Source organism: Sphingobium sp. B12D2B (genome assembly GCF_025961775.1).
In the GTDB taxonomy this organism is placed as follows: Bacteria; Pseudomonadota; Alphaproteobacteria; order Sphingomonadales; family Sphingomonadaceae; genus Sphingobium.
Window position 1 is genome coordinate 3,068,431 of the sequence record NZ_JAOQOH010000001.1, and the last position, 20,302, is coordinate 3,088,732.

The 20,302-nt window shown below is 64.5% G+C and carries 18 protein-coding genes; 9 read left to right on the plus strand and 9 right to left on the minus strand.

Annotation, left to right across the window (positions count from 1 at the left end; genetic code table 11):
* Positions 1 to 148: 148 nt before the first annotated feature.
* The 6 genes from yihA to rpmH form a co-directional block, all read right to left on the minus strand.
* The gene (yihA, locus tag M2335_RS14510) at positions 149 to 811 is read right to left on the minus strand and encodes a ribosome biogenesis GTP-binding protein YihA/YsxC (RefSeq protein ID WP_264595131.1); all 663 of its coding nucleotides are present in this window, start codon (positions 809 to 811) and stop codon (positions 149 to 151) included.
* 67 nt (positions 812 to 878) lie between these two features.
* Positions 879 to 1,532 carry a TrmH family RNA methyltransferase gene (locus tag M2335_RS14515; protein WP_264578151.1) on the minus strand — a complete coding sequence of 218 codons (654 nt, stop codon included), beginning with the start codon at positions 1,530 to 1,532 and terminating at the stop codon, positions 879 to 881.
* 54 nt (positions 1,533 to 1,586) lie between these two features.
* Entirely contained in the window at positions 1,587 to 3,308 is a 1,722-nt protein-coding gene (yidC, locus tag M2335_RS14520) for a membrane protein insertase YidC (protein WP_264595132.1), read from the minus strand.
* A gap of 49 nt (positions 3,309 to 3,357) precedes the next feature.
* Positions 3,358 to 3,570, minus strand: coding sequence for a membrane protein insertion efficiency factor YidD (gene yidD, locus M2335_RS14525; protein ID WP_181558690.1), 213 nt, complete (start codon positions 3,568 to 3,570; stop codon positions 3,358 to 3,360).
* Positions 3,571 to 3,739: 169 nt separating this feature from the next.
* The gene (rnpA, locus tag M2335_RS14530) at positions 3,740 to 4,180 is read right to left on the minus strand and encodes a ribonuclease P protein component (RefSeq protein ID WP_264595426.1); all 441 of its coding nucleotides are present in this window, start codon (positions 4,178 to 4,180) and stop codon (positions 3,740 to 3,742) included.
* Positions 4,181 to 4,224: 44 nt separating this feature from the next.
* Positions 4,225 to 4,359, minus strand: a complete 135-nt coding sequence (gene rpmH, locus M2335_RS14535) for a 50S ribosomal protein L34 (protein WP_014074358.1) — start codon at positions 4,357 to 4,359, stop codon at positions 4,225 to 4,227.
* A 263-nt stretch (positions 4,360 to 4,622) separates the two neighbouring features.
* Between rpmH and ruvA the strand changes: the two genes are divergently transcribed.
* From ruvA to pal, 8 genes are all read left to right on the plus strand, one after another.
* Entirely contained in the window at positions 4,623 to 5,240 is a 618-nt protein-coding gene (ruvA, locus tag M2335_RS14540; RefSeq protein WP_264595427.1) for a Holliday junction branch migration protein RuvA, read from the plus strand.
* Positions 5,241 to 5,274: 34 nt separating this feature from the next.
* A complete protein-coding gene (ruvB, locus tag M2335_RS14545; protein WP_264572002.1) occupies positions 5,275 to 6,294 on the plus strand; it encodes a Holliday junction branch migration DNA helicase RuvB in 1,020 nt (339 codons plus the stop codon).
* Positions 6,295 to 6,410: 116 nt separating this feature from the next.
* Positions 6,411 to 6,869: a tol-pal system-associated acyl-CoA thioesterase gene (gene ybgC, locus M2335_RS14550; protein ID WP_264595133.1), complete on the plus strand. Its 459-nt coding sequence runs from the start codon at positions 6,411 to 6,413 to the stop codon at positions 6,867 to 6,869.
* 20 nt (positions 6,870 to 6,889) lie between these two features.
* Positions 6,890 to 7,594 carry a protein TolQ gene (tolQ, locus tag M2335_RS14555; protein ID WP_264595134.1) on the plus strand — a complete coding sequence of 235 codons (705 nt, stop codon included), beginning with the start codon at positions 6,890 to 6,892 and terminating at the stop codon, positions 7,592 to 7,594.
* A complete protein-coding gene (locus tag M2335_RS14560) occupies positions 7,594 to 8,064 on the plus strand; it encodes an ExbD/TolR family protein (protein WP_181558685.1) in 471 nt (156 codons plus the stop codon). Before tolQ ends, M2335_RS14560 begins: the two co-directional genes overlap by 1 nt.
* Positions 8,065 to 8,073: 9 nt before the next feature.
* Positions 8,074 to 8,937: a TonB C-terminal domain-containing protein gene (locus tag M2335_RS14565; protein ID WP_264595135.1), complete on the plus strand. Its 864-nt coding sequence runs from the start codon at positions 8,074 to 8,076 to the stop codon at positions 8,935 to 8,937.
* Between the two features lie 5 nt (positions 8,938 to 8,942).
* Entirely contained in the window at positions 8,943 to 10,286 is a 1,344-nt protein-coding gene (gene tolB / locus M2335_RS14570; protein ID WP_264593251.1) for a Tol-Pal system beta propeller repeat protein TolB, read from the plus strand.
* 111 nt (positions 10,287 to 10,397) lie between these two features.
* Positions 10,398 to 10,913 carry a peptidoglycan-associated lipoprotein Pal gene (gene pal / locus M2335_RS14575; protein WP_264571999.1) on the plus strand — a complete coding sequence of 172 codons (516 nt, stop codon included), beginning with the start codon at positions 10,398 to 10,400 and terminating at the stop codon, positions 10,911 to 10,913.
* A gap of 99 nt (positions 10,914 to 11,012) precedes the next feature.
* On the opposite strand, the gene M2335_RS14580 is transcribed toward pal, so the two are convergent.
* The gene (locus M2335_RS14580; protein WP_181558682.1) at positions 11,013 to 11,315 is read right to left on the minus strand and encodes a hypothetical protein; all 303 of its coding nucleotides are present in this window, start codon (positions 11,313 to 11,315) and stop codon (positions 11,013 to 11,015) included.
* A gap of 29 nt (positions 11,316 to 11,344) precedes the next feature.
* Positions 11,345 to 14,218: a M16 family metallopeptidase gene (locus M2335_RS14585; protein WP_264595136.1), complete on the minus strand. Its 2,874-nt coding sequence runs from the start codon at positions 14,216 to 14,218 to the stop codon at positions 11,345 to 11,347.
* A gap of 276 nt (positions 14,219 to 14,494) precedes the next feature.
* Here M2335_RS14585 and clpB point away from each other — a divergent pair, with 276 nt between their 5' ends.
* Positions 14,495 to 17,074, plus strand: coding sequence for an ATP-dependent chaperone ClpB (clpB, locus tag M2335_RS14590; protein WP_264576582.1), 2,580 nt, complete (start codon positions 14,495 to 14,497; stop codon positions 17,072 to 17,074).
* 78 nt (positions 17,075 to 17,152) lie between these two features.
* Here clpB and M2335_RS14595 read toward each other — a convergent pair whose 3' ends face one another.
* Positions 17,153 to 20,155: a TonB-dependent receptor plug domain-containing protein gene (locus tag M2335_RS14595; RefSeq protein ID WP_264595137.1), complete on the minus strand. Its 3,003-nt coding sequence runs from the start codon at positions 20,153 to 20,155 to the stop codon at positions 17,153 to 17,155.
* Between the last annotated feature and the right edge of the window lie 147 nt (positions 20,156 to 20,302).

Here is a 20,302-nt window from a genome sequence, read left to right on the forward strand (position 1 = left end):
GGGCTGAGAGCTGCCAGCGCTATCGCCTGCAATGCTCGAACGCGCTCGGCGCGATGGAGACGCCCGACATAAGCCATGTTACGGCAGGAGGGGGCCAATAGCGCGAACGGCATCCCTGAGATGCCGCGCCCAGCCCCGCAGCCAGCCCTCAGTCGAGCGCCTCAATCACCGCCGCGCGCAACTCCGGCAGGCCCATGCCCTTCTCGCTCGATGTCGGGATGATCTGCGGATGGGCCGCCGGGCGCTTGCGCACTTCTGCTGCAGTCCGCTCGGTGACGATAGCGAGGTCGGTCGCCTTCACCTTGTCGGCCTTGGTCAGCACCATGCGGTAGCTCACCGCTGCTTCATCCAGCATGTCGAGCAGCGTGCGGTCGACATCCTTGAGGCCGTGGCGGGCATCGACCAGCACCAGCGCGCGCTTGAGGACCGCGCGACCCCGCAGGAAATCGTTCACGAGGAAGCGCCACTGCTTGACCACATCCTTGGGCGCCTTGGCATAGCCATAGCCGGGCATGTCCACGAGACGGAAGCGCAGCGGCTCGCCCACGTCGAAGAAATTGAGCTCCTGCGTGCGCCCCGGCGTGTTGGATGTGCGCGCAAGACCATTGCGGTTGGTCAGCGCATTGATGAGCGAGGACTTGCCGACATTGGAACGCCCGGCAAAGGCGACCTCCGGCACATCCGCCGGCGGCAGGAAGTTCAGCCCTGGCGCGGATTTGAGGAAGCTGATCGGCCCGGAAAAGATCCGGCGGGCCTCCTCGATGCGGGCGGCGGTGTCGTCGTCAATATCGCTGTGCGGGTTGTGATCCATGCCGCTCCCCTAGCGTCTTAACCTGCAAGCGTCACCTGAAAGGCGGAAAAGCTGATCGATAACTCGATCACATTGGGTCGCGCTGCGGCGCAATAACAGTGGGGAGCGGCTCGGAGCGTTCGCCTCTCCGCTTCCGGAGCCTGAAGCGACTCTGATATTCGCGTCTCTGCTTCGCCACTTCGTACAAAACGATGCCCGAACTGGTCCCCAGGTTCAGGCTTTCAATAATACCGAACATCGGAATGCTCACACACATCTCGCTCCGCTCGACAGCCAACTCACTGATTCCCAGCGTTTCACTCCCAAACCACACAGCGAGCTTGTGATGGAGCGTGTAATCGCCTTCATCGAGGAAAATCGAGGTTTTGCCCTTCACGTGCGGCGAGGTCACGATTGACTTGAAGCCGTTTGCTTCAAGATGATCAAAACATTCTGCCGTACTGTCAAAGCGCTTCACAAACGTCCATTTGACGGCAGATACCGAGGTTTTAGAGATTGCCTTATTCTCTCGGAGGTTTTGCCAGTCGTCAGGCAATGCGCGCCGAGGATCGACCACATAGACCTTCTCGACCCCCAGACCATTCGCATTTCGAATGACCGTGCCGATGTTCTTCACATCACTTGGGTTCTCGATCACCGCAATGAGGTTCTTGCAGCGAAACGATCTGATTTCATCCGCACGTTTACGGAGATTTGGCTTCGACGGGCGTTTTTCTTCCATGAACCCTCCAGCGACCAAGCTGCCCGCCACGCACAAACAAAGTTTGCCCTCGCCTCAACCCTTCGCCGTATCCGCTGCCGGCTGCCCCAGCACGGGATGCTGGCGATACAGCCACCATTGCTGCGCGATGGTGAGGATGTTGGATGTGCACCAGTAGATCAGCAGGCCGGCCGCGAACGGCGCCATAATGAACATCATCATCCAGGGCATCAGCGAGAAGATCTGCTTCTGCACATCGTCCATCGGTGCCGGGTTCAGCTTGAACTGCAGCCACATGGTGATGCCGAGGATCACCGCCAGCACGCCGATGCCGAGGAACGAGGGCGGCGTGAACGGCAGCAGGCCGAACAGGTTGAGGATGTGCGCCGGATCGGGCGCGGACAGATCCTTGATCCACAGGTAGAAGGGCTGGTGGCGCATATCCACCGTCAGCATCAGCACCTTGTAGAGCGCGAAGAAGATGGGGATCTGCAGGAAGATCGGCAGGCAGCCCGCGAGCGGATTGACCTTCTCCGTCTTGTACAGCGCCATGATCTCCTGCTGCATCTTCGGCTTATCGTTCTTGTAGCGCTCCTGCAGCGCCTTCATCTTCGGCTGGATGGCGCGCATCGCCGCCATGCTGGCGAACTGCCGCTGGGCGACCGGGAACATCAGGCCACGCACGATGAAGGTGAGGCAGATGATCGCCACGCCGAAATTGCCGATGTGGCGGAACAGCCAGTCGAGCAGATAGAAGATCGGTTTCTCGAACCAGCGGAACCAGCCCCAGTCGATCGCGCGGTCGAACAGCGCGATGCCCTGCTGGTCCATATAGCGGTCGAGCACCGGGGTTTCCTTGGCGCCCACGAACAGCCGGCTCGTCGTGCTGAGCGAGGTGCCGGGCTGGACGACGGCAGGCGCATAGGTCAGGTCGGCCTGATAGCGGTCGCTCGCGCCCTTGCGGAACTGCGCATCGACCGGCAGCGTCTGCGCCGGGATGAGCGCGGCATGCCAGTAGAGATCGGTAAAGCCCAGCCAGCCGCCGGTGGTGGAGAAGCGCTTGTCACCATCCTTGTCCAGCTTGTCGAAGCCGATGTCATAATTGGCCGATCCGTTGAACACGCCCATCGGGCCGGTGTGGATCGTCCAGGTCGACTTGTCCTTGCTGTGACCAGTGCGCGAGAGCAGGCCATAGTTGCGGACGGCGATGGCATTGCCGCCCGCATTCTCGACCGTCTGCGCGACGGTGAGCAGATAATCCTCGTCGATCGACAGGCGGATGAGGAAGGTCTGGCCCGCGCCGTTGCTCCAGCGCAGCGTCACCGGCGTCTGCGAGGTCAGCTTGGTGCCGTCCGCCGTCCACACCGTGTTGGCATCCGGCACGCGCACGCCTTCGCCGCTCCAGCCGAAGCTCGCGAAATAGGCGTCCGCCGTGCCGCTTGGCGCGAGCAGGCGGACCGGCGGCGATTTTTCATCCACCGTCTGGCGATGCGTCGGCAGCACGACATCATCGATGCGGGCGCCGCGCAGGTTGATGGAGCCGCGCAGCTTGGGCGTCTCGATGGCAACGCGCTGGCTTTCGCCCAGCACGGCCTCGATCGGGCGAATCGCCTGCACGCCTTCGGCCAGCGGCCCACCGCGCACATTGGGTGCCGCGCCCTGCTGCTTCGCCTGCTGCTCGGCCCGCTCGATCGGCTGGGCCGATGGCGGGAAGAAATAATTGCTGATGACCGGCCAGCCAAAGAGAATAGCAATGGTCAGCACCACGGCGAGAAGGATGTTGCGCTTGTCGTCCACGTCTCTTTGGCTTCCGTCTCTTTGTCAGCTCATGTCAGGGGATTCGGCGTCAGGGCACCGGATCATGGCCGCAGCCGCCCCATGGGTGGCAGCGCAATAGCCGCTTCAACGCCAGCCAGCCACCCCTTATCGCCCCATATTTCCGCAGGGCCTCGATGGCATATTGGGAGCAGCTCGGCGAATAGCGGCAGGAGGGCGGCAGAATCCGGCTCGGTCCGATCTGCCAGAAGCGCGCCACGAGGATGAGAAGGCGCGCGATCATGGGGCGAAGTGGTCGAGTGTGCGGCGACGCCATGGTCTTCCAGCCTCGACCACCGTGCTCCTGCGAAGGCAGGAGCCCAGGGCGGCAAGGGCAGTCGGTTGGGCCCTGGGCTCCTGCCTTCGCAGGAGCACGGGTTGTGCGGGGCCAAGGCGACAATCCCTGATCGACGTCATGCGGGCGGCTCATTGCGCGGCGCAGGGTCATTGTGCGGCGCCGGGGGCGTCACCCTCTTGCTCCCACCGGAGCCGCGCCCACCCCGACCCCGTCCGCCTTCGCGCGGCGGGGCACCCTTGCCGCTGGCGACACGCCGCAGCGCTTTCTCAAGCTCGGCGGCCAGCAAGGCATAATCGCGCTCGACACCGCCCTCGCGGCCGATCAACACATGATCGGCGCCGGCAATGGCGTGCGCGGGCAGGATCTCGCGCGCAAGCGCACGAAAACGGCGCTTCATCCGGTTCCGGATGACAGCGCCGCCGATTTTCTTGGTGACGGTAATGCCGAGGCGGGCCGTGGGATCACCATCGCCCCGATCGCGCACCAGCAGCACGAAGCCTGGCATGGGTGCGCGCTGGCCGCGATTGGCGGCCAGATAGTCGGCGCGGCGGGTCATGCGACCCACGACGCGCCGCAGCGCGCCGTCCGCGCCGGGCTCGATCAGGCGGTCAGCTTCTTGCGGCCGCGGGCGCGGCGCGCGTTCAGCAGCTTGCGGCCGGCTGCCGTCGCCATGCGCAGGCGGAAACCGTGGCGGCGCTTGCGAACAAGGTTGCTCGGCTGAAAGGTGCGCTTCATCGTTCATTCCTCAAAATCGAATCAGGTTCTGCAGACTCGACAAAAATGGCCGCCTCGCCCCGATCCGGGAGGAGCGGCCGTCTGTCCGAAGGCGCGCGGATAGGCAAAGCGGGCTTATTTGTCAATCAGCGGCACGGAAAAGGACGCCGCCCTGCGCTGCTCTCTTAGGCGGGCCGCGCTCCGACCTGCAAGGGAATGAATAGCCACGCGCGCCTCATTCAGAAACGGTGGAAACGAAGCAGGAACATCGCTACACCGGCCTTATGATCGCGCATTTGAAAGGCCTGCTCGTCTCCACCGGACTGGATAGTGCCGTCATTGATGTCGGTGGCGTGGGCTACCTCGTCGGCATGTCCTCGCGCAGCCTGTCCGCGCTGGGCAGCGTCGGCGGGGCCGTCACCGTGCATACCGAGATGCTGGTCGGCGAGGAGTTCATCCGATTGGTCGGCTTCGCCAGCGAGGCGGAGCGGGACTGGTTCCGCCTGCTCACCGGCGTGCAGGGCGTGGGGGCGCGCGTGGCGCTGGCCATTCTCTCCGGGCTTGAGCCGAGCGACCTGCACCGCGCCATTGCCGCGCAGGACAAGGCGATGGTCGCTCGCGCCAATGGCGTCGGCCCCAAGCTCGCCGAACGGATCGTGCGCGAACTGAAAGACAAGGTGGGCGCCATCGCCACCGGGTCCTTCGCCATCGGGCTGGATGCGAGCGGCGCGGCGATCCCGGCCGCGACGGGCGTGCAGGCCGATGCTCTCTCCGCCCTCGCCTCGCTGGGCTTCAAGCCGGGCGAAGCAAGCATCGCCGTCAGCGCCGCGCTGGACGAGCTGGGCGACAGCGCCTCGCTGGATGCTCTGGTCCGCCTCGCGCTGCGAAAGGCTGCCAAGTGACGGGCCGGCCAACGCGCGCTAGGGTGCCGGGCTGATGGCAAGCTCCCCCCTCCTCACCGCCGGTCGCACGCCTGAAGATATGGATGCCGCGCTGCGGCCCAAGACGCTGGACGATTTCGTCGGGCAGAAAGGCGCGCGTGAGAATCTGCGGATCTTCATCAATGCCGCCCGCGCACGCGGCGAAGCGCTCGATCATGTGCTGTTCTTCGGCCCGCCGGGCCTGGGCAAGACCACCCTCGCGCAGATCGTCGCGCGGGAGATGGGCGTGGGGTTCCGTGCCACGTCCGGTCCGGTCATCGCCAAGGCGGGCGATCTCGCCGCGCTGCTCACCAATCTCGATGAAGGCGACGTGCTGTTTATCGACGAGATTCACCGGCTCAATCCGGCGGTGGAGGAAATTCTCTACCCGGCGATGGAGGACCGCGCGCTCGACATCATGATCGGAGAAGGCCCCTCGGCCCGCTCGGTGCGGATCGATCTACCGTCTTTCACGCTGGTCGGCGCGACGACGCGGCAGGGCATGCTGGCCACGCCGCTGCGCGACCGGTTCGGCATCCCCGTGCGGCTCAACTTCTATACCGTCGATGAGCTGGAGCATGTCATCACCCGCGCGGCGCGGCTGCTCGACCTGCCGATCGCCCCCGATGGCGCGAGCGAAATCGCCCGCCGCGCCCGTGGCACACCGCGCATTGCCGGACGGCTGCTGCGGCGGGTCCGTGATTTCGCCCATGCCGCCGGCCATGATGTCGTCGATGCCGCCGCCGCAGATGCCGCACTGACCCGGCTGGAGGTCGACCAGCTCGGCCTCGACCTGATGGATCGCCGCTACCTGCGGATGATCGCCGACATCTATAAAGGCGGCCCGGTCGGTGCCGAGACGCTGGCCGCTGGCCTCTCCGAACCGCGCGACACCATCGAGGATGTCATCGAGCCCTATCTGCTCCAGCTGGGGATCATCGCGCGAACCGCCCGTGGCCGCATCCTGAATGCGCCGGGCTGGAAGCATCTCGGCCTCAATCCGCCAGAGGGAAGCCAGGACGGTTTGTTCGACTGAAGCGACAAGCCGCTAGCGATCCTGCCCGGCCCCATGCGATAGAACGAAGATCTGCTGCGTTCTGACGCTTGAAAAGGCTTCCCGCCGCGAGTCGCGTCGGTTAGGACTGGTCGCCCATGCCTTCGCAAAGCGCCCTTCATCCCGCTTCGGGACAGTTTGAGAACGGAGAACATCGCTTCCCCGTGCGCGTCTATTTCGAGGACACAGACCTGTCCGGCGTCGTCTATCACGCCAATTATCTGCGCTATATGGAGCGCGCCCGCTCGGACATGCTGCGCCAGCTTGGCATCGATCAGCGCGCGGCGCAGGAATCCGGCGAGGGCGTGTATGCAGTGACGGACATTGCGCTGCGCTACCGCGCGCCGGCCCGTCTGGACGATGATCTCACCGTGCGCAGCCAGCTGACGCAACTCGGCGCGGCGCGCTGCGTTATAGCCCAGTCGGTCTGGCGCGAGGACACGGAACTGACACGAGGCAGCGTCACCGTGGCCTTCCTCGACAGCACCGGTCGCCCGCGCCGTCAGCCGGCTGACTGGATCAATCGCTTCAGCCGGCTCGCGCCGCTTCCTTCCTGACCGGAGAAACACCCCCGCCCATGACTCTCACCCTCATGCTTGCTGCCGCAGCGCCGGACAATGCGCTCACTTTGTCGCCGGTGGACATGTTCCTCCAGGCGGATCTCGTCGTGAAGGCGGTGATGGTCGGCCTGCTGCTGGCCAGCGTCTGGACCTGGGGCATCATTTTCAGCTTCGCCGGAAGGCTCCGGCGGATGCGCAAGGGATGCGACGAGTTCGAGCGCGCCTTCTGGCAGGCCAAGGACATGGACGCCTTCGCCAAGGAGCGCGGCCGCGAAGACCTGCCGAGCGCGCAGGTGCTCAATGCCGGCATCGCCGAATGGCGCCGCTCCACCGCCCAGCGCGGCATGAATCCGGATGGCACGCGCGACCGGCTCGCCACCACCATGGGGTCTGCTCTTGCCGGCACCATCGACAAGATTTCGGACCGGCTGAACATTCTTGCCACTGTCGGCTCGGTGGCGCCGTTCGTCGGCCTGTTCGGCACGGTGTGGGGCATCATGCGCGCGTTCATCGCCATTGCCGGCGAGCAGAACACCAGCCTCGCGGTCGTGGCGCCCGGCATTGCCGAGGCCTTGTTCGCGACCGCCATCGGCCTGTTCGCAGCCATTCCCGCCGTGATCGGCTACAATCGCCTGAGCCATGGCGTGAACCGGCTGGAAGCGCGGGTCCAGCGCTTCTCGGACAGACTCTACACCACCTTCAGCCGCGAGCTTGAATCCTGATGGGCATGAACCTGCCTTCCAACCGGCGGGGCGGGCGACGCGCGCCCATGGCGGACATCAACGTCACGCCGCTGGTCGACGTGATGCTGGTGCTGCTCATCATCTTCATGGTAACTGCCCCCTTGCTGGTGACCGGTGTGCCCGTGCGCCTGCCGGAGAGCCGCGCGAGCGCGCTGGACCAGGACAAGAAGCCCGCCATCGTCTCGGTCGATCCGGAGGGCGCGGTCTTCATCAATGACGATCCGGTGAGCGACGATGCGCTGCCGGACCGGCTCAACGCCCTGCGCGCCGGCCTTGGCCCGGACGAGCAGGTGTTCCTGCGCGCCGACGCCGCACTCGATTATGGCCGCGTCATGCGCGTGATGGGCGAGCTCAATCGCGCCGGGCTGGACCGGGTGGCGCTCGTCACGACCGGGATCGGCATGGGCGGATCGGATCCGTCCACCGTGCGTTCAGTGACGGGCGAATAAGGGCGGGCCATGGACCAGCGCGAGCGTCTAGGACTGGGAATTTCCACGGCGGGCCATGTGCTTCTGCTCGGCGCGCTGTCGCTCGGCCTGTTTCAGAAGAGCGCCGATTTGAAACCGCCGTCGACCATCGACGTGACGTTTGCGGATGCTGTTGCGCTCGAAAGCCTCACCCGCGAGCATGCGCCGGACGTGCCGCAAACCGCCACCGCGCCGGAAATCGGTGAGGTCGAGCCGGATGCCGCGCCGCCGCCGCCCGCTGCTGCAGCGCCCACGCCGCCGGCACAGCCCGATCCGGTCGCGCCACCGCCCCCGCCGCGCGCGCAGGCCCCCACGCCCAAACCGGCCCCACCCCCGCCGCCCGCGCCCAAGCCGCGCGAACAGCGGGCGAGCACGCGCGAGACGCCGGCCGCCAAGCCCGCGCCCTCCCGCCCCGCACGTGAGGAAGCGCCGCGTCAGCGTGCCTCCCGGCTGGGCGACGATTTCCTCAAGGGCATCGATGCCGAGACGGCCTCCAGCCGCGCGACGCCCAACACCAGCGGCTCGAACGCCAAGCTCAGCCCGGTCGCGGCCCGTGCGCTCAATGCGGAGATCACCCGCCAGATCAAGCCGCACTGGCGCCCACCCTCGGGCGCCGATGCCGAAAAGCTGGTGACGCTGCTCAGCGTCCACCTGACACCGGACGGGCGCATCGATGGCCGGGTCGAGGTCGTCGGGCAGGAGGGCGTGACGGCCAGCAATCGCGCCCAGGCCGATCTCCATGCCGAGCGTGCCGTGCAGGCCGTGATGCGCGCCGCACCGTTCAAGAATCTGCCCGCCGAATTTTATGAACAGTGGAAGTGGCTCCGGCCGCTCCGCATTTATGCGAGTCTGTGACGATGATGATGCTCAGCCTTCGACGCAAAACCCTGCGCGGTGCCAGCGCCCTGCTGGCCCTGCTCATCGCGATGCCCGCCACGGCGCAGCTCAGCGTGGACGTCACCAATCCGGTCGAGAGCGATCTGCGGATCGCCGTTCCGGCCATGCCGACCCAGCAGAATGTCGAAACGCCGGCGGGCTCCACCCAGTCGCTTGGCCAGCGCATTGCCGAGGTAATCGCCAACGATCTGCGCGGCTCCGGGCTGTTCACGCCGCTCGGCCCCAATGGCGTGCAGGCACCCTCCATGGCGGAAGTCACCAGCCCCGTCTTCGCGCGCTGGTCCGCGATGAATGCCGAGGCGTTGGTGCAGGGCTTCGTCCGCTCGGCGGGCGGCGATTCGCAGATCACGGTCGGCTGCTATCTCTATGACGTGTCGCTCGGCACCGAACTGGCCCGACAGGGTTATGTCGTTGCGCCCCGCGACTGGCGCCGCGCCGCCCACCGCTGCGCCGACCTTGTCTATTCGCGCCTGACCGGCGAGAGCCCGTTCTTCGACAGCCGCATTGCCTACATCGCCGAGACCGGCCCCAAGGACAATCGCGTCAAGCGCCTCGCCATCATGGATAGCGACGGCGCCAACCACCGCTTCATCACCAACGGCCAGAGCCTCGCGCTCACCCCGCGCTGGTCGCCGGATTATCGCTCCATCGCCTATGTGAGCTATGTCGGCCGCAATGTGCGCATTTACATCTATGATGTCGATCAGGGCCGCCAGCGCGTGCTGCTGGAAGGCAGCGGCGCCATCTTCGCGCCGCGCTGGTCGCCCGATGGCCGCACTTTGCTCTATTCGATGGCCAGTGGCGCCAATACGGACATCTACAAGATCCCCGTCGCCGGCGGTCGCCCGACACGGCTGACCAACACGCCGGGCATCAACGTCGGCGGCTCCTTCTCGCCCGATGGCACCAAGGTGGTTTTCGAGAGCGATCGCTCGGGCGGGCAGCAGATTTATGTGATGAATGCGGATGGCTCGGGGCAGCGCCGCATCAGCTTCGGCGGTGGTCGCTACGCCACGCCGGAATGGAGCCCGCGCGGCGACCTCATCGCCTTCACCAAGATTGCCGGCAACTTCCGGGTCGGTGTGATGGACGTCAATGGCAGCAACGAGCGGCTGTTGACCAATGGCTGGCAGGATGAAGCGCCGACCTGGTCGCCCAATGGCCGCGTGCTGCAATTCTTCCGCACCGCAGCCGGTCGCTCCGGTAATTCCTCCATCTGGCAGGTCGATCTGACCGGCGTGAACGAGCGCAAGATCGTAACGCCGGTGGACGGCTCGGACCCCGCCTGGGGGCCGCTGCTTCAGTGACGGGGAACCAATAATTCATCTTTGTTTTCATATCTTCAGGTTGACTTGTCGGCAAAACGCCCCAACCATACGACGAACCGGTTTGTGTTCAGGACAGTAGGAGAAGCCCCCATGCGTACCACACCCCTGTTGCTGCTGGTTTCCAGTGCCGCGCTCGCCCTTTCGGCCTGTGCCAAAAAGGCGCCGGAGACCCTTCCCCCCGCTCCGGCTGACACGGCTCCGCCGCCGGCCACCACGCCGACGCCCACGCCGAGCGGCCCGACCCCGGGCAGCCAGGCCGACTTCGTCGCCAGCGTGACCTCGGACCGCATCTTCTTCAATACGGATGAGAGCGACATTGACGATGAGGACCGCAATGTGCTGCGCAGCCAGGCCGAATGGCTGATGCGCTACCCGCAGAAGCGCGTGACCGTCGAAGGCCATGCCGACGAACGCGGCACCCGCGAGTACAACCTCGCCCTCGGCGAGCGTCGCGCCAATGCCGCCAAGAACTATCTGGCCTCGCTCGGCATCGATGCCGGCCGCATCAACACGATCAGCTACGGCAAGGAGCGCCCGGTCGCGCTCGGCTCGGATGAAGCCAGTTGGGCCCAGAACCGTCGCGCAGTTACCGTTACGGTCGACTGACACGCGCCACAGCGCCAAAAAGAAAGGGCAGCCTTCCAAGCGGAAGGCTGCCCTTTTCTATGTCCGCCGCTGCCGGCGAACGTCTCTGCAGCGCCGCGCTCAGCCCCGGCGCGTGCCCGTCATCGCCATGGTGCCGAAAGCGCCGGCATCGATGGTGCCGCTGATCTTGCCGTCGGTCACGATTGCCTCGCAGGTGAGCGTCATCGGCATGGGCATGGTCATTTCCATGGTCCAGGTCAGCCGGTTGCCATCCACCTTGCCGTTCTTCACATCGAGCGAGCCGAGCGGCCCTGCATTGGTGCCGTTGAACGTGTCTCCGTCCGTCACGACGGTGAACACGCTCGCCTGATCCCCCATCGGGGTCTTGGTGGTGCAATCATAAGCGCCGTCTACTTTGGCCATTTCATCTCTCCTTCCGGAATGAACGTTCTTCAGCGAGCGGGGGCTGCGCCGGGGGTGATCTCCGTCACGGGCAACCCCAGCGGCTTGAGCTGGTCCGCAATCTGGCTCTTGTCGCCGACCACCACCCAGCTCAGCTGCGCGGGGTCGATGAGTTGCTTCGCCGCCGCGTCGAGTTGGGCCGGGGTGAGCGCCTGATAGCGCGCCCGCAGCGTCTCCACATAATCGAACGGCCGGCCGAACAGCGCATCCGCCTGCATTTGCCCGAGCACGGCGCCGGTGGTCTCGAACTTGCCCGGCAAGCCGGCGATCTCGCCATTGACCACGCGTGCGAATTCCTGAGGCGTCACGCCCTTTGGCCCAAGGAAGCTGACGATCTGGTCCCGCATCGCCGCGATGGCCGGGCCGGTCTTGTCCGCCTGCACCGGTGCGCTGACCAGATAGGGGCTGCGCTCCAGCCGCCGGCTGAGCGCACCGCGCACGCCATAGGACCAGCCCTTGGCCTCCCGAATGTCCGCATTCAGCCGCGAGAGGAAATCATCGCCCAGCACGGTGTTCGCCATGTTGAACGCGACCAGGTCATCGCGCCCGGTCGCCTTGGTGACCACCCCGCCCAGAATGACGGACTGCGGCGACTGCGGCCGATCGATCAGGTAGATACCCGGCTTGGGCGTAGGCACCGCCACCGAGAAATCCTTGACGGGCGAGGCCATGCGGTTCTGCGGCCAATTGCCGAAACGCGCCTCCAGCAGGGGCTTGATCTCGGCCATAGTGATGTCGCCGGCGACGAAGATCTCTGCCTTGCTGGGGACGATCCAGCCGCCATGGTAATGCACGAGGTCGTCGCGCGTGATCGCCTTCACGGTGGCCTCCTCACCCCGCGCGCTGACCACGCCATAAGGATGCTGCGGGCCGTAGAGCAGCGGCGAGATTGCCCGGTTGGCAAGGCCGCTGGGCTGCGTCTTTTCCGCCGCGATGCCGGCAAGCTGGATGGTCCGCAGCCGCTCGATCTCGCTCGGCGCGAAGGCGGGGTTGCGGATCACATCCTGCAGCAGGTCGAGCGAAGGCGCCAGATTGGGCTTGAGCGCGAACAGGGAGATGGACGTGCGGTCCATGCTCTGCCCGGTCGAGATGCTGGCGCCGAGCCGCTCCTGCTCCTCGGCGATCTGGATGGTCGAACGACTGGTGGTGCCGGCCTCCAGCAGGTCGAGCATCAGCGTGCCCAGCCCCATCCGGTCCCGCCGGTCACTGGCAAGCCCAGCGTCGAAATTGACCGCGATGCTGACCGTCGGCACGGTCGAGCGGGTCGCGACGTGCAGCTTGATGCCATTGCCGAGCGTCGCCGTCTCCACCGTGGGGAAATCGAGGTCCGGGTTCTGCGTTACGTCCGGGATCGCCAGCGTCGGCTTGGGCGCCGCGACATCCGCCGGCGCATTCTCGCCCGGCGCTGCGACGCTCGCATCCTCATAGGCCTCCCGCTCACCGGGCTCGACCGTCAGTGCAAACACGGGGCGGGTGAGCCAGCGCTGCATCGCCGCCGTCACGGCCGTGGGCGTCGCGGCGGCGATGGCCGCCAGGTCCTTCTTATACTGGGCAGGATCGCCCGAATATAACAGTCCCTCAGCGAGGGTGGACGCCTTGCCGCTGAATCCGCCGACCACTTCAAGCGCGGCAATCTCGCCGGCGACCTGCCGCGTGGCCACGCGGGTGACTTCATCAGCGGTCGGGCCAGTCTTGATGAAATCGCCCATAATCTCATCGAGCCGGCGGGAGACCAGCGCCGGATCGGTGCCGGGCTTCACATCGGCTGTCGCCATGAAGAAACCGAGCTGCTCGAACTGCTGCACGCCGGCCGTCACGCTCACCGCGATCTGCTCGTCACGGACGAGGATATTGTCCAGCCGCGAGCTGGCGAGGCCGCCGAGCACCGCGCCGCCTACCGAGAGCAATGGCGCGTCTTTGTCATTGCGGCCCGGCGTCACCCACATGCGATAGATGCGCGTGGTCGCCACGCGGTCCTTCATCACCTTGTCGACCCGCGCGGGCAGCGTCGGGATCGGCGCGGCGACCGGCTTGACCGCCGGCCCCGCCGCGATGCCGCCGAAATATTTCTCGACCTTCGCCTTGGCCGTGGCGGCGTCGATATCGCCGGCCAGCACAAGGATCGCGTTGTTCGGCCCGTAATGATCGCGGAACCAGCCCTTCACATCCTCCAGCGAGGCAGAGTCGAGGTCCGCCATCGAGCCGATGGTCGAATGGCCATAGGGATGCCCCTTGGGCAGCAGCGTCTCAAGCTGCACATATTCCACCAGGCCATAGGGCTGATTGTCGCCCTGCCGCTTCTCGTTCTGCACCACGGCGCGCTGGGCATCGAGCTTGCCTTGCGTCACCGCGCCGAGCAGGCGTCCCATACGATCCGCCTCCATGAACAGCGCACGATCGAGCGTGCCCGTCGGCACCGTCTCGACATAATTGGTGCGGTCGAACCACGTCGATCCATTGGTGGGTGTGGAACCGGCCGAAACCAAAGGCTCATCGAAATTGGGCACATTCTCCGACCCGCCGAACATCAAATGTTCGAAGAGATGCGCAAAGCCGGTCTTGCCTTCCGGCTCATGCTTGGAGCCGATACGGTAATAGACGGTCACGCCGACGACCGGCGCCTTGCGATCGGTATGCACGATTACGCGCAGGCCATTGGGCAGCGTGAACGTCTCGTAGGGAATGTCGACTCGCTTGATGAGATCGGCGAGCGGCGCGGGCTTGACGGCTGCGCTGGCCGTCGCGGTAGCTGCTGGACGGGGGGCGGGCTGCGCTTGCGACCAGGCCGGCACGGATGCCGTAAGGGCAAGGCTGCAAACGCCCAGATACATGAGGGCAGTCGAACGACGAACAGTCAGACGCATAGAATCTCCGACGAATATCAACAGGTCGCCACCCGTAGCAGCGACGGCCTGAACCATGGCCGGACCATAGCGGCAGGCGGCGGCCAAGCCTAGCGCCGGATCGAACCGGCCCCGGATTGAGGACCCGCCAGCGAGCTTGAGCGTTGATCATATCGAAGCTGGCATGGCATATTGGCAGCGGTCGATCATGCTGCCCGGATCGCGCCGGAGAAAAACGCACCGCCCTCTTGTGTTGCGAAATAGCAACACCATCTGTGGCGGGCGAAGGGAGATAGTATGAATCTCGAAAAGTTCACAGACCGGGCCAAAGGCTTCCTGCAGAGCGCACAGACTGTTGCGATCCGCATGAACCACCAGCGCATCAGCCCGGAGCATCTACTCAAGGCGCTGCTCGAGGATGAGCAGGGCATGGCCAGCGGCCTCATCAAGGCGGCGGGGGGCGATGCCGCGACCGCGCTGCGCGAGACCGACGCGGCGCTCGCCAAGGTGCCCGCCGTCAGCGGATCGGGCGCGCAGCAGACCCCCGGCCTCGACAATGACGCGGTGCGCGTGCTCGATTCCGCCGAGCAGGTCGCGCAGAAGGCGGGCGACAGCTATGTCACGGTCGAGCGGCTGCTGCTCGCTCTGGTGCTGGCGACGACGACAGCCGCCGGCAAGGCGCTGGCCACCGCCGGCGTGAAGGCCGAGGCGCTCAATGGCGCGATCAATGCCTTGCGCGGCGGGCGGACGGCGGACACGGCCTCTGCCGAGGACCGCTACGACGCACTCAAGAAATTCGCCCGCGATCTCACCGAGGCCGCCCGCGACGGCAAGCTCGATCCGGTGATCGGCCGCGACGAGGAAATCCGCCGCACCATCCAGATCCTCGCTCGGCGCACCAAGAACAACCCGGTGCTGATCGGCGAACCCGGCGTCGGCAAGACCGCCATCGCCGAGGGCCTGGCCCTGCGCATCGCCAATGGCGACGTGCCCGACACCCTCAAGGACCGCACGCTGATGGCGCTCGACATGGGCAGCCTCATCGCCGGCGCGAAGTATCGCGGCGAATTCGAGGAGCGCCTCAAGGGCGTGCTCGACGAGGTGAAGGGCGCGGACGGCCAGATCATCCTCTTCGTCGATGAAATGCACACGCTGATCGGCGCGGGCAAATCCGAAGGCGCGATGGATGCCTCCAACCTCTTGAAGCCGGCCTTGGCGCGCGGCGAGTTGCACTGCATCGGCGCGACCACGCTCGATGAGTATCGCAAATATGTCGAGAAGGACCCCGCCCTCCAGCGGCGGTTCCAGCCCGTGTTCGTTGGCGAGCCGACGGTGGAGGACACCATCTCCATCCTGCGCGGCATAAAGGACAAGTACGAGACGCACCATGGCGTGCGGATCGCGGACGGCGCCATTGTCTCCGCCGCGACGCTCTCCAACCGCTACATCACCGACCGCTTCCTGCCGGACAAGGCCATCGACCTGATGGACGAGGCCGCGAGCCGCATCCGCATGGAGGTGGAATCCAAGCCGGAGGAGATCGAGAATCTCGACCGGCGGATCATGCAGCTGCAGATCGAGCGCGAGGCGCTGAAGAAGGAGACCGATCAGGCGAGCAAGGACCGGCTGGCGGCGCTGGAAGGCGACCTCGCCAATCTGGAGCAGCAATCGGCCGAACTCACCGGCCGCTGGCAGGCCGAGAAGGACAAGATCGCGGGCGAGGCCAAGCTCAAGGAACAGCTCGATGCCGCGCGCATCCAGCTGGAGCAGGCGCAGCGCACCGGCGAATATGCCAAGGCTGGCGAGCTGCAATATGGCACCATCCCCACGCTGGAGAAGCAGCTCGAAGAGGCGCAGTCCGCCTCCAAGGGCGCGATGCTGCGTGAGGAAGTGACCAGCGAGGACATCGCCAGCGTCGTCTCGCGCTGGACCGGCATTCCGGTCGACAAGATGCTGGAAGGCGAGCGCGAGAAGCTGCTGGCCATGGAGGAGGAGCTGGGTCGCCGGGTGATCGGCCAGGCCGATGCGGTGAAGGCCGTCTCCACCGCCGTGCGCCGCTCACGCGCCGGTCTGCAGGACCCCAACCGGCCGCTCGGCAGCTTCCTGTTCCTCGGCCCGACGGGCGTCGGCAAGACGGAACTGACCAAGGCGCTCGCCGAATTCCTGTTCGACGACAGCAATGCGATGGTGCGCATCGACATGAGCGAGTTCATGGAGAAGCACAGCGTCGCGCGGCTGATCGGCGCGCCGCCGGGCTATGTCGGCTATGAGGAAGGCGGCGTGCTGACCGAAGCCGTCCGCCGCCGGCCCTATCAGGTCGTGCTGTTCGACGAGGTGGAGAAGGCGCATGGCGACGTGTTCAACGTGCTCCTCCAGGTGCTCGACGATGGCCGCCTGACCGACGGGCAGGGCCGCACCGTGGACTTCACCAACACGATCATCGTGCTGACCAGTAACCTCGGCAGCCAGTTCCTCACCAGCCTTGGTGACGATGAGCCGGTGGAAAAGGTGGAGGATCAGGTGATGGACGTGGTGCGTGCGCACTTCCGCCCCGAATTCCTCAACCGGCTGGACGAGATCATCCTGTTCCACCGCCTGGGCGCAGAGCATATGGGGCCGATCGTCGACATCCAGGTCGCCCGCGTCGGCAAGCTGCTCAAGGACCGCAAGGTCACGCTCGACCTCACCGACGGCGCCCGCGCCTGGCTCGGCCGGGTGGGCTACGATCCGGTCTACGGCGCCCGCCCCTTGAAGCGCGCGGTGCAGAAATATCTGCAAGACCCGCTCGCCGACCTCATCCTGCGCGGCGAAGTGCCCGACGGCGCAACTGTGCGCGTCGATGAGGGCGATGGGGCGCTGGTGTTGACGGTGGGGTGAGGGTGCGAACGCACGTAATAAAGGAAAGGGCGGCCAAATGGGCCGCCCTTTTTGTTTCTGGCAATGGTCAGGAGGTCGTTAGAAACCGACCTTCACGCCCGCATAGAGGTAGCGTCCAACGCCCGATACCGGATAGCTGAGCTGACCGGGTTCCGGCTCGTAGTCGAACAGGTTGTTCACGCCGCCATAGAACTCGAACTTTTCGTCCACGGTAAATGCCGCACGGATATCGTGCTCCCAACGCTCCTTGAAGAAGAAATACTTGGGATCAGAGATGTCCGGATCGCCCGCAAGCTGCTCGGTCGTGTAACGACGTGTCTTGCTCCAGTAGCTCAGGCCGTAGTTGATCGAGAAGTTCTCGAGCGCCCAGGTCAGGCTGACACTCCCGCGCCAGCGGGGATTGTACCGCTCCAGCAAATCATCATCGACATCAGCTCCGAGCGTCGGCACGAAATTGATCGAGTCGAGGTAACCGCCAGCCAGACTGAACTGGAACCGACCGATGTTCGCTGCCGGCGTAACCACGTAGTTGATCGTGAAGTCCGCGCCGGCAGTCCGGAACGCCGCGACGTTTTCAGGACGTACAAGGAAGGCGTTGCGACGCAGCGGGTCGTTGCCTTGACCCAGGAAGAAGCCAAGCGTCGATCCGGGTGTCGTTTCGCGGAAGAGGTTTGGACAGTAAGGATTGTCCAACGTCGGCTGATCAACGCAAAGCTCGGCCAGTTCGGTCGCGGTCGGCGTGTTGATGGCATCGGTGATACGAATATTGTACCAGTCGAACGTTATGGACAGTCCCGGGATGAAGCTCGGCTGGAGCACGACGCCGGCCGTCCAGGTCTTGGCCGTCTCCTCCTGCAGATCCTGATTACCGCTGTACAGGCCGCGACGCGACGTATTTTGCTCAGGCACGCTGCTTGGGCTAAACGTCGCGATCTGCGTCGGCGTCAAACCAAAACCAGCGAGAAGAGCTTCGCAGTTTGCTGCCCGGTACTGGGTGCCCTGATTACGACGATTGATGTCGCACGGATCGGTAATGAAGAGGAACGTTCCGGTTTCCGGCCGGAATAGTTCTCCAATATTCGGTGCACGGACAGCCTGCGAATAGGTCGCACGAAAACGGATATCGCGGATCGGCGCATAAACACCGTCGATCTTCCAGGTCGTCGTGCTACCCACAGTCGAGTAATCCGAGAAGCGGATGGCGCCCCCGATCGACAAGCGTTCAGCGAACGGAAGATCAGCCAGAATCGGAAGATTGATCTCGCCGAAGACTTCCTTCACGTCAAATTCACCGCTGCTCGGCGCGATGGCGCTGAAGTCTCGGAAATCACCATTTTGAATCCGCACGTCAGGCGTTTCGCTGCTCTTTTCGCGACGATACTCAGCGCCGATCGCAAAACCGACGGGTCCACCTGGCAGATTGAAGAAGGCTTCCGTATCGCCCGAGATATAGCCGCTAACGACTTCCTGAGCGACGCGTGAGCGACTGACATTGTCCGCCAGGACGAAGGCGAGTGCCTCCTGGCTTGCAACACCTTCACCAAGGAGATTGAGTGGGCGACAAGCGCTGTTCGCTCCGGGCGTAAACGTCGTTGCAGGCGCGTCGAAATTCTCGGGATCAATGTTCGACGTGGGATCGAGGGTCGAACGACACACGATATTGCCCGAGACCGGATCGCGCACTGCATCAAGTGCGGCGAAGAAGCGGTCGCCAATCAGGTTCGAGGTCTGAACGAACTGCGACTTGGTACGACCGAATACATAGGAGATGTCGTAGCGCAGGTTGTCCGTAATCTCACCTTCGAGACCGACGACGATGCGGAAGGTTTCGCGTTCGGTCGTTTCACCGCGAATGCCCAAATCGAAGTTATCGCGATAAAGCCCTGCGCCGCCCGCCGCCTCATCAGCACCAAAGCGCTCAATGAGATAGGCGTTGTCAGGAGCAAGGTAGGTGCCGAAGTCAAAACTGGGCTGACCAACCGAGAAGGACTCGTTCTTTACGTATTTGCCTTCAAAGTAGAGACGGGCTGCAGGCGAGAACTCAAAGCTCGACATCATGTTGAACGAGTGACGTTCTGTCTCCGGCTGCAAGTCACCATAATAACCGGCGACGGGTGTATTCGTCCCCCCAATGGCAAAAGCGGTGCCTGGCAGCACGATGCCTTCATCATATGCTCGACCGTCGCCCAGATAGAGACCGCTATCAAGTGCGACCATCCCCGGGCGAGCGCTATAAGCCCAAGTCAGGTTATTCTGGCGAATGTTGTCGAAAACATTGGGATCGTCGACTGGATCGCCGTCTTCATTTTCAAGGAAATCATTTGGGTTCTGAACCATCACCGCCCAGCGCGACGGATCGCCTGAGTAGAGGCGTTTGGAACTGTGAAGCCGATCGGCCCGGTTGTACTCATATGCAACCGTCAGGTTTGCGCGATCATCCAGAAAATTCTTACCGGCGACCACCGAAAACAACTGGCTGCCGGCATCGCCTTTGCTGGAGATACCAGCCTGTGCACGCGCGGAGAACCCGTCATAGTTGCGCTTCAAGATGAAGTTCACCACGCCGGACACGCCGTCCGCACCGTAAACGGCAGACGCGCCGCCGGTGAGCACGTCAACCTTCTCGATCAGTTCTTGCGGGATCGTGTTAATATCGACCGCTGCCGAATTGGCGACGCCTGCGACGTGACGCTTTCCGTTGACCAGCACCAGCGTGCGATCGGTACCGAGGTTCCGCAGGTCGAGCAGGTTCACGCCCGTCTCGCCGAACCCTGCATCTGCACCGCCCGAAAGAGATGAGCCGATCGATGCGGTCAAAGCAGGGTTCCGGATCAGAATGTCCGCGATATTGGTTTGACCGGTATTCTCGATTGCAGCCGCTGTGATCGCAACAATCGGGTTGGCAACTTCGAGCTCAGGTCGCGCAATGCGCGATCCGGTAACGACGATCACCTCGCCCTCCTCAGCGGCATCCGCGTTCTGCGGCTCCTGCGCATGTGCGGCGGAGCTCAGCATGGCGAGGCCGAGCACGGCAGGTGCAGCTGCCAGCTTCAGCAATGTTTGCGATGTTATTTTCTTCACGATCCAGTCCCTTGCTCTGGAATTTGCGAACTGCGGCCGGGAACATCCGGTCGCACGAAACGCGGGGATCGTGCGTCGTCCTCTCGGTCTCCCGACGACAACACGCGTGGCCCCTGCGCTATATGGCCGTGAAACTGTGCGGATTGG

Excerpts from the sequence above, each read along its gene's own strand:
- yihA (WP_264595131.1), bottom strand. The coding sequence starts at position 811 with ATGGATCACAACCCGCACAGCGATATTGACGACGACACCGCCGCCCGC.
- M2335_RS14515 (WP_264578151.1), bottom strand. The coding sequence starts at position 1,532 with ATGGAAGAAAAACGCCCGTCGAAGCCAAATCTCCGTAAACGTGCGGAT.
- yidD (WP_181558690.1), bottom strand. The coding sequence starts at position 3,570 with ATGATCGCGCGCCTTCTCATCCTCGTGGCGCGCTTCTGGCAGATCGGA.
- rnpA (WP_264595426.1), bottom strand. The coding sequence starts at position 4,180 with ATGACCCGCCGCGCCGACTATCTGGCCGCCAATCGCGGCCAGCGCGCA.
- rpmH (WP_014074358.1), bottom strand. The coding sequence starts at position 4,359 with ATGAAGCGCACCTTTCAGCCGAGCAACCTTGTTCGCAAGCGCCGCCAC.
- ruvA (WP_264595427.1), top strand. The coding sequence starts at position 4,623 with ATGATCGCGCATTTGAAAGGCCTGCTCGTCTCCACCGGACTGGATAGT.
- ruvB (WP_264572002.1), top strand. The coding sequence starts at position 5,275 with ATGGCAAGCTCCCCCCTCCTCACCGCCGGTCGCACGCCTGAAGATATG.
- ybgC (WP_264595133.1), top strand. The coding sequence starts at position 6,411 with ATGCCTTCGCAAAGCGCCCTTCATCCCGCTTCGGGACAGTTTGAGAAC.
- tolQ (WP_264595134.1), top strand. The coding sequence starts at position 6,890 with ATGACTCTCACCCTCATGCTTGCTGCCGCAGCGCCGGACAATGCGCTC.
- M2335_RS14560 (WP_181558685.1), top strand. The coding sequence starts at position 7,594 with ATGGGCATGAACCTGCCTTCCAACCGGCGGGGCGGGCGACGCGCGCCC.
- M2335_RS14565 (WP_264595135.1), top strand. The coding sequence starts at position 8,074 with ATGGACCAGCGCGAGCGTCTAGGACTGGGAATTTCCACGGCGGGCCAT.
- tolB (WP_264593251.1), top strand. The coding sequence starts at position 8,943 with ATGATGCTCAGCCTTCGACGCAAAACCCTGCGCGGTGCCAGCGCCCTG.
- pal (WP_264571999.1), top strand. The coding sequence starts at position 10,398 with ATGCGTACCACACCCCTGTTGCTGCTGGTTTCCAGTGCCGCGCTCGCC.
- M2335_RS14580 (WP_181558682.1), bottom strand. The coding sequence starts at position 11,315 with ATGGCCAAAGTAGACGGCGCTTATGATTGCACCACCAAGACCCCGATG.
- M2335_RS14585 (WP_264595136.1), bottom strand. The coding sequence starts at position 14,218 with ATGCGTCTGACTGTTCGTCGTTCGACTGCCCTCATGTATCTGGGCGTT.
- clpB (WP_264576582.1), top strand. The coding sequence starts at position 14,495 with ATGAATCTCGAAAAGTTCACAGACCGGGCCAAAGGCTTCCTGCAGAGC.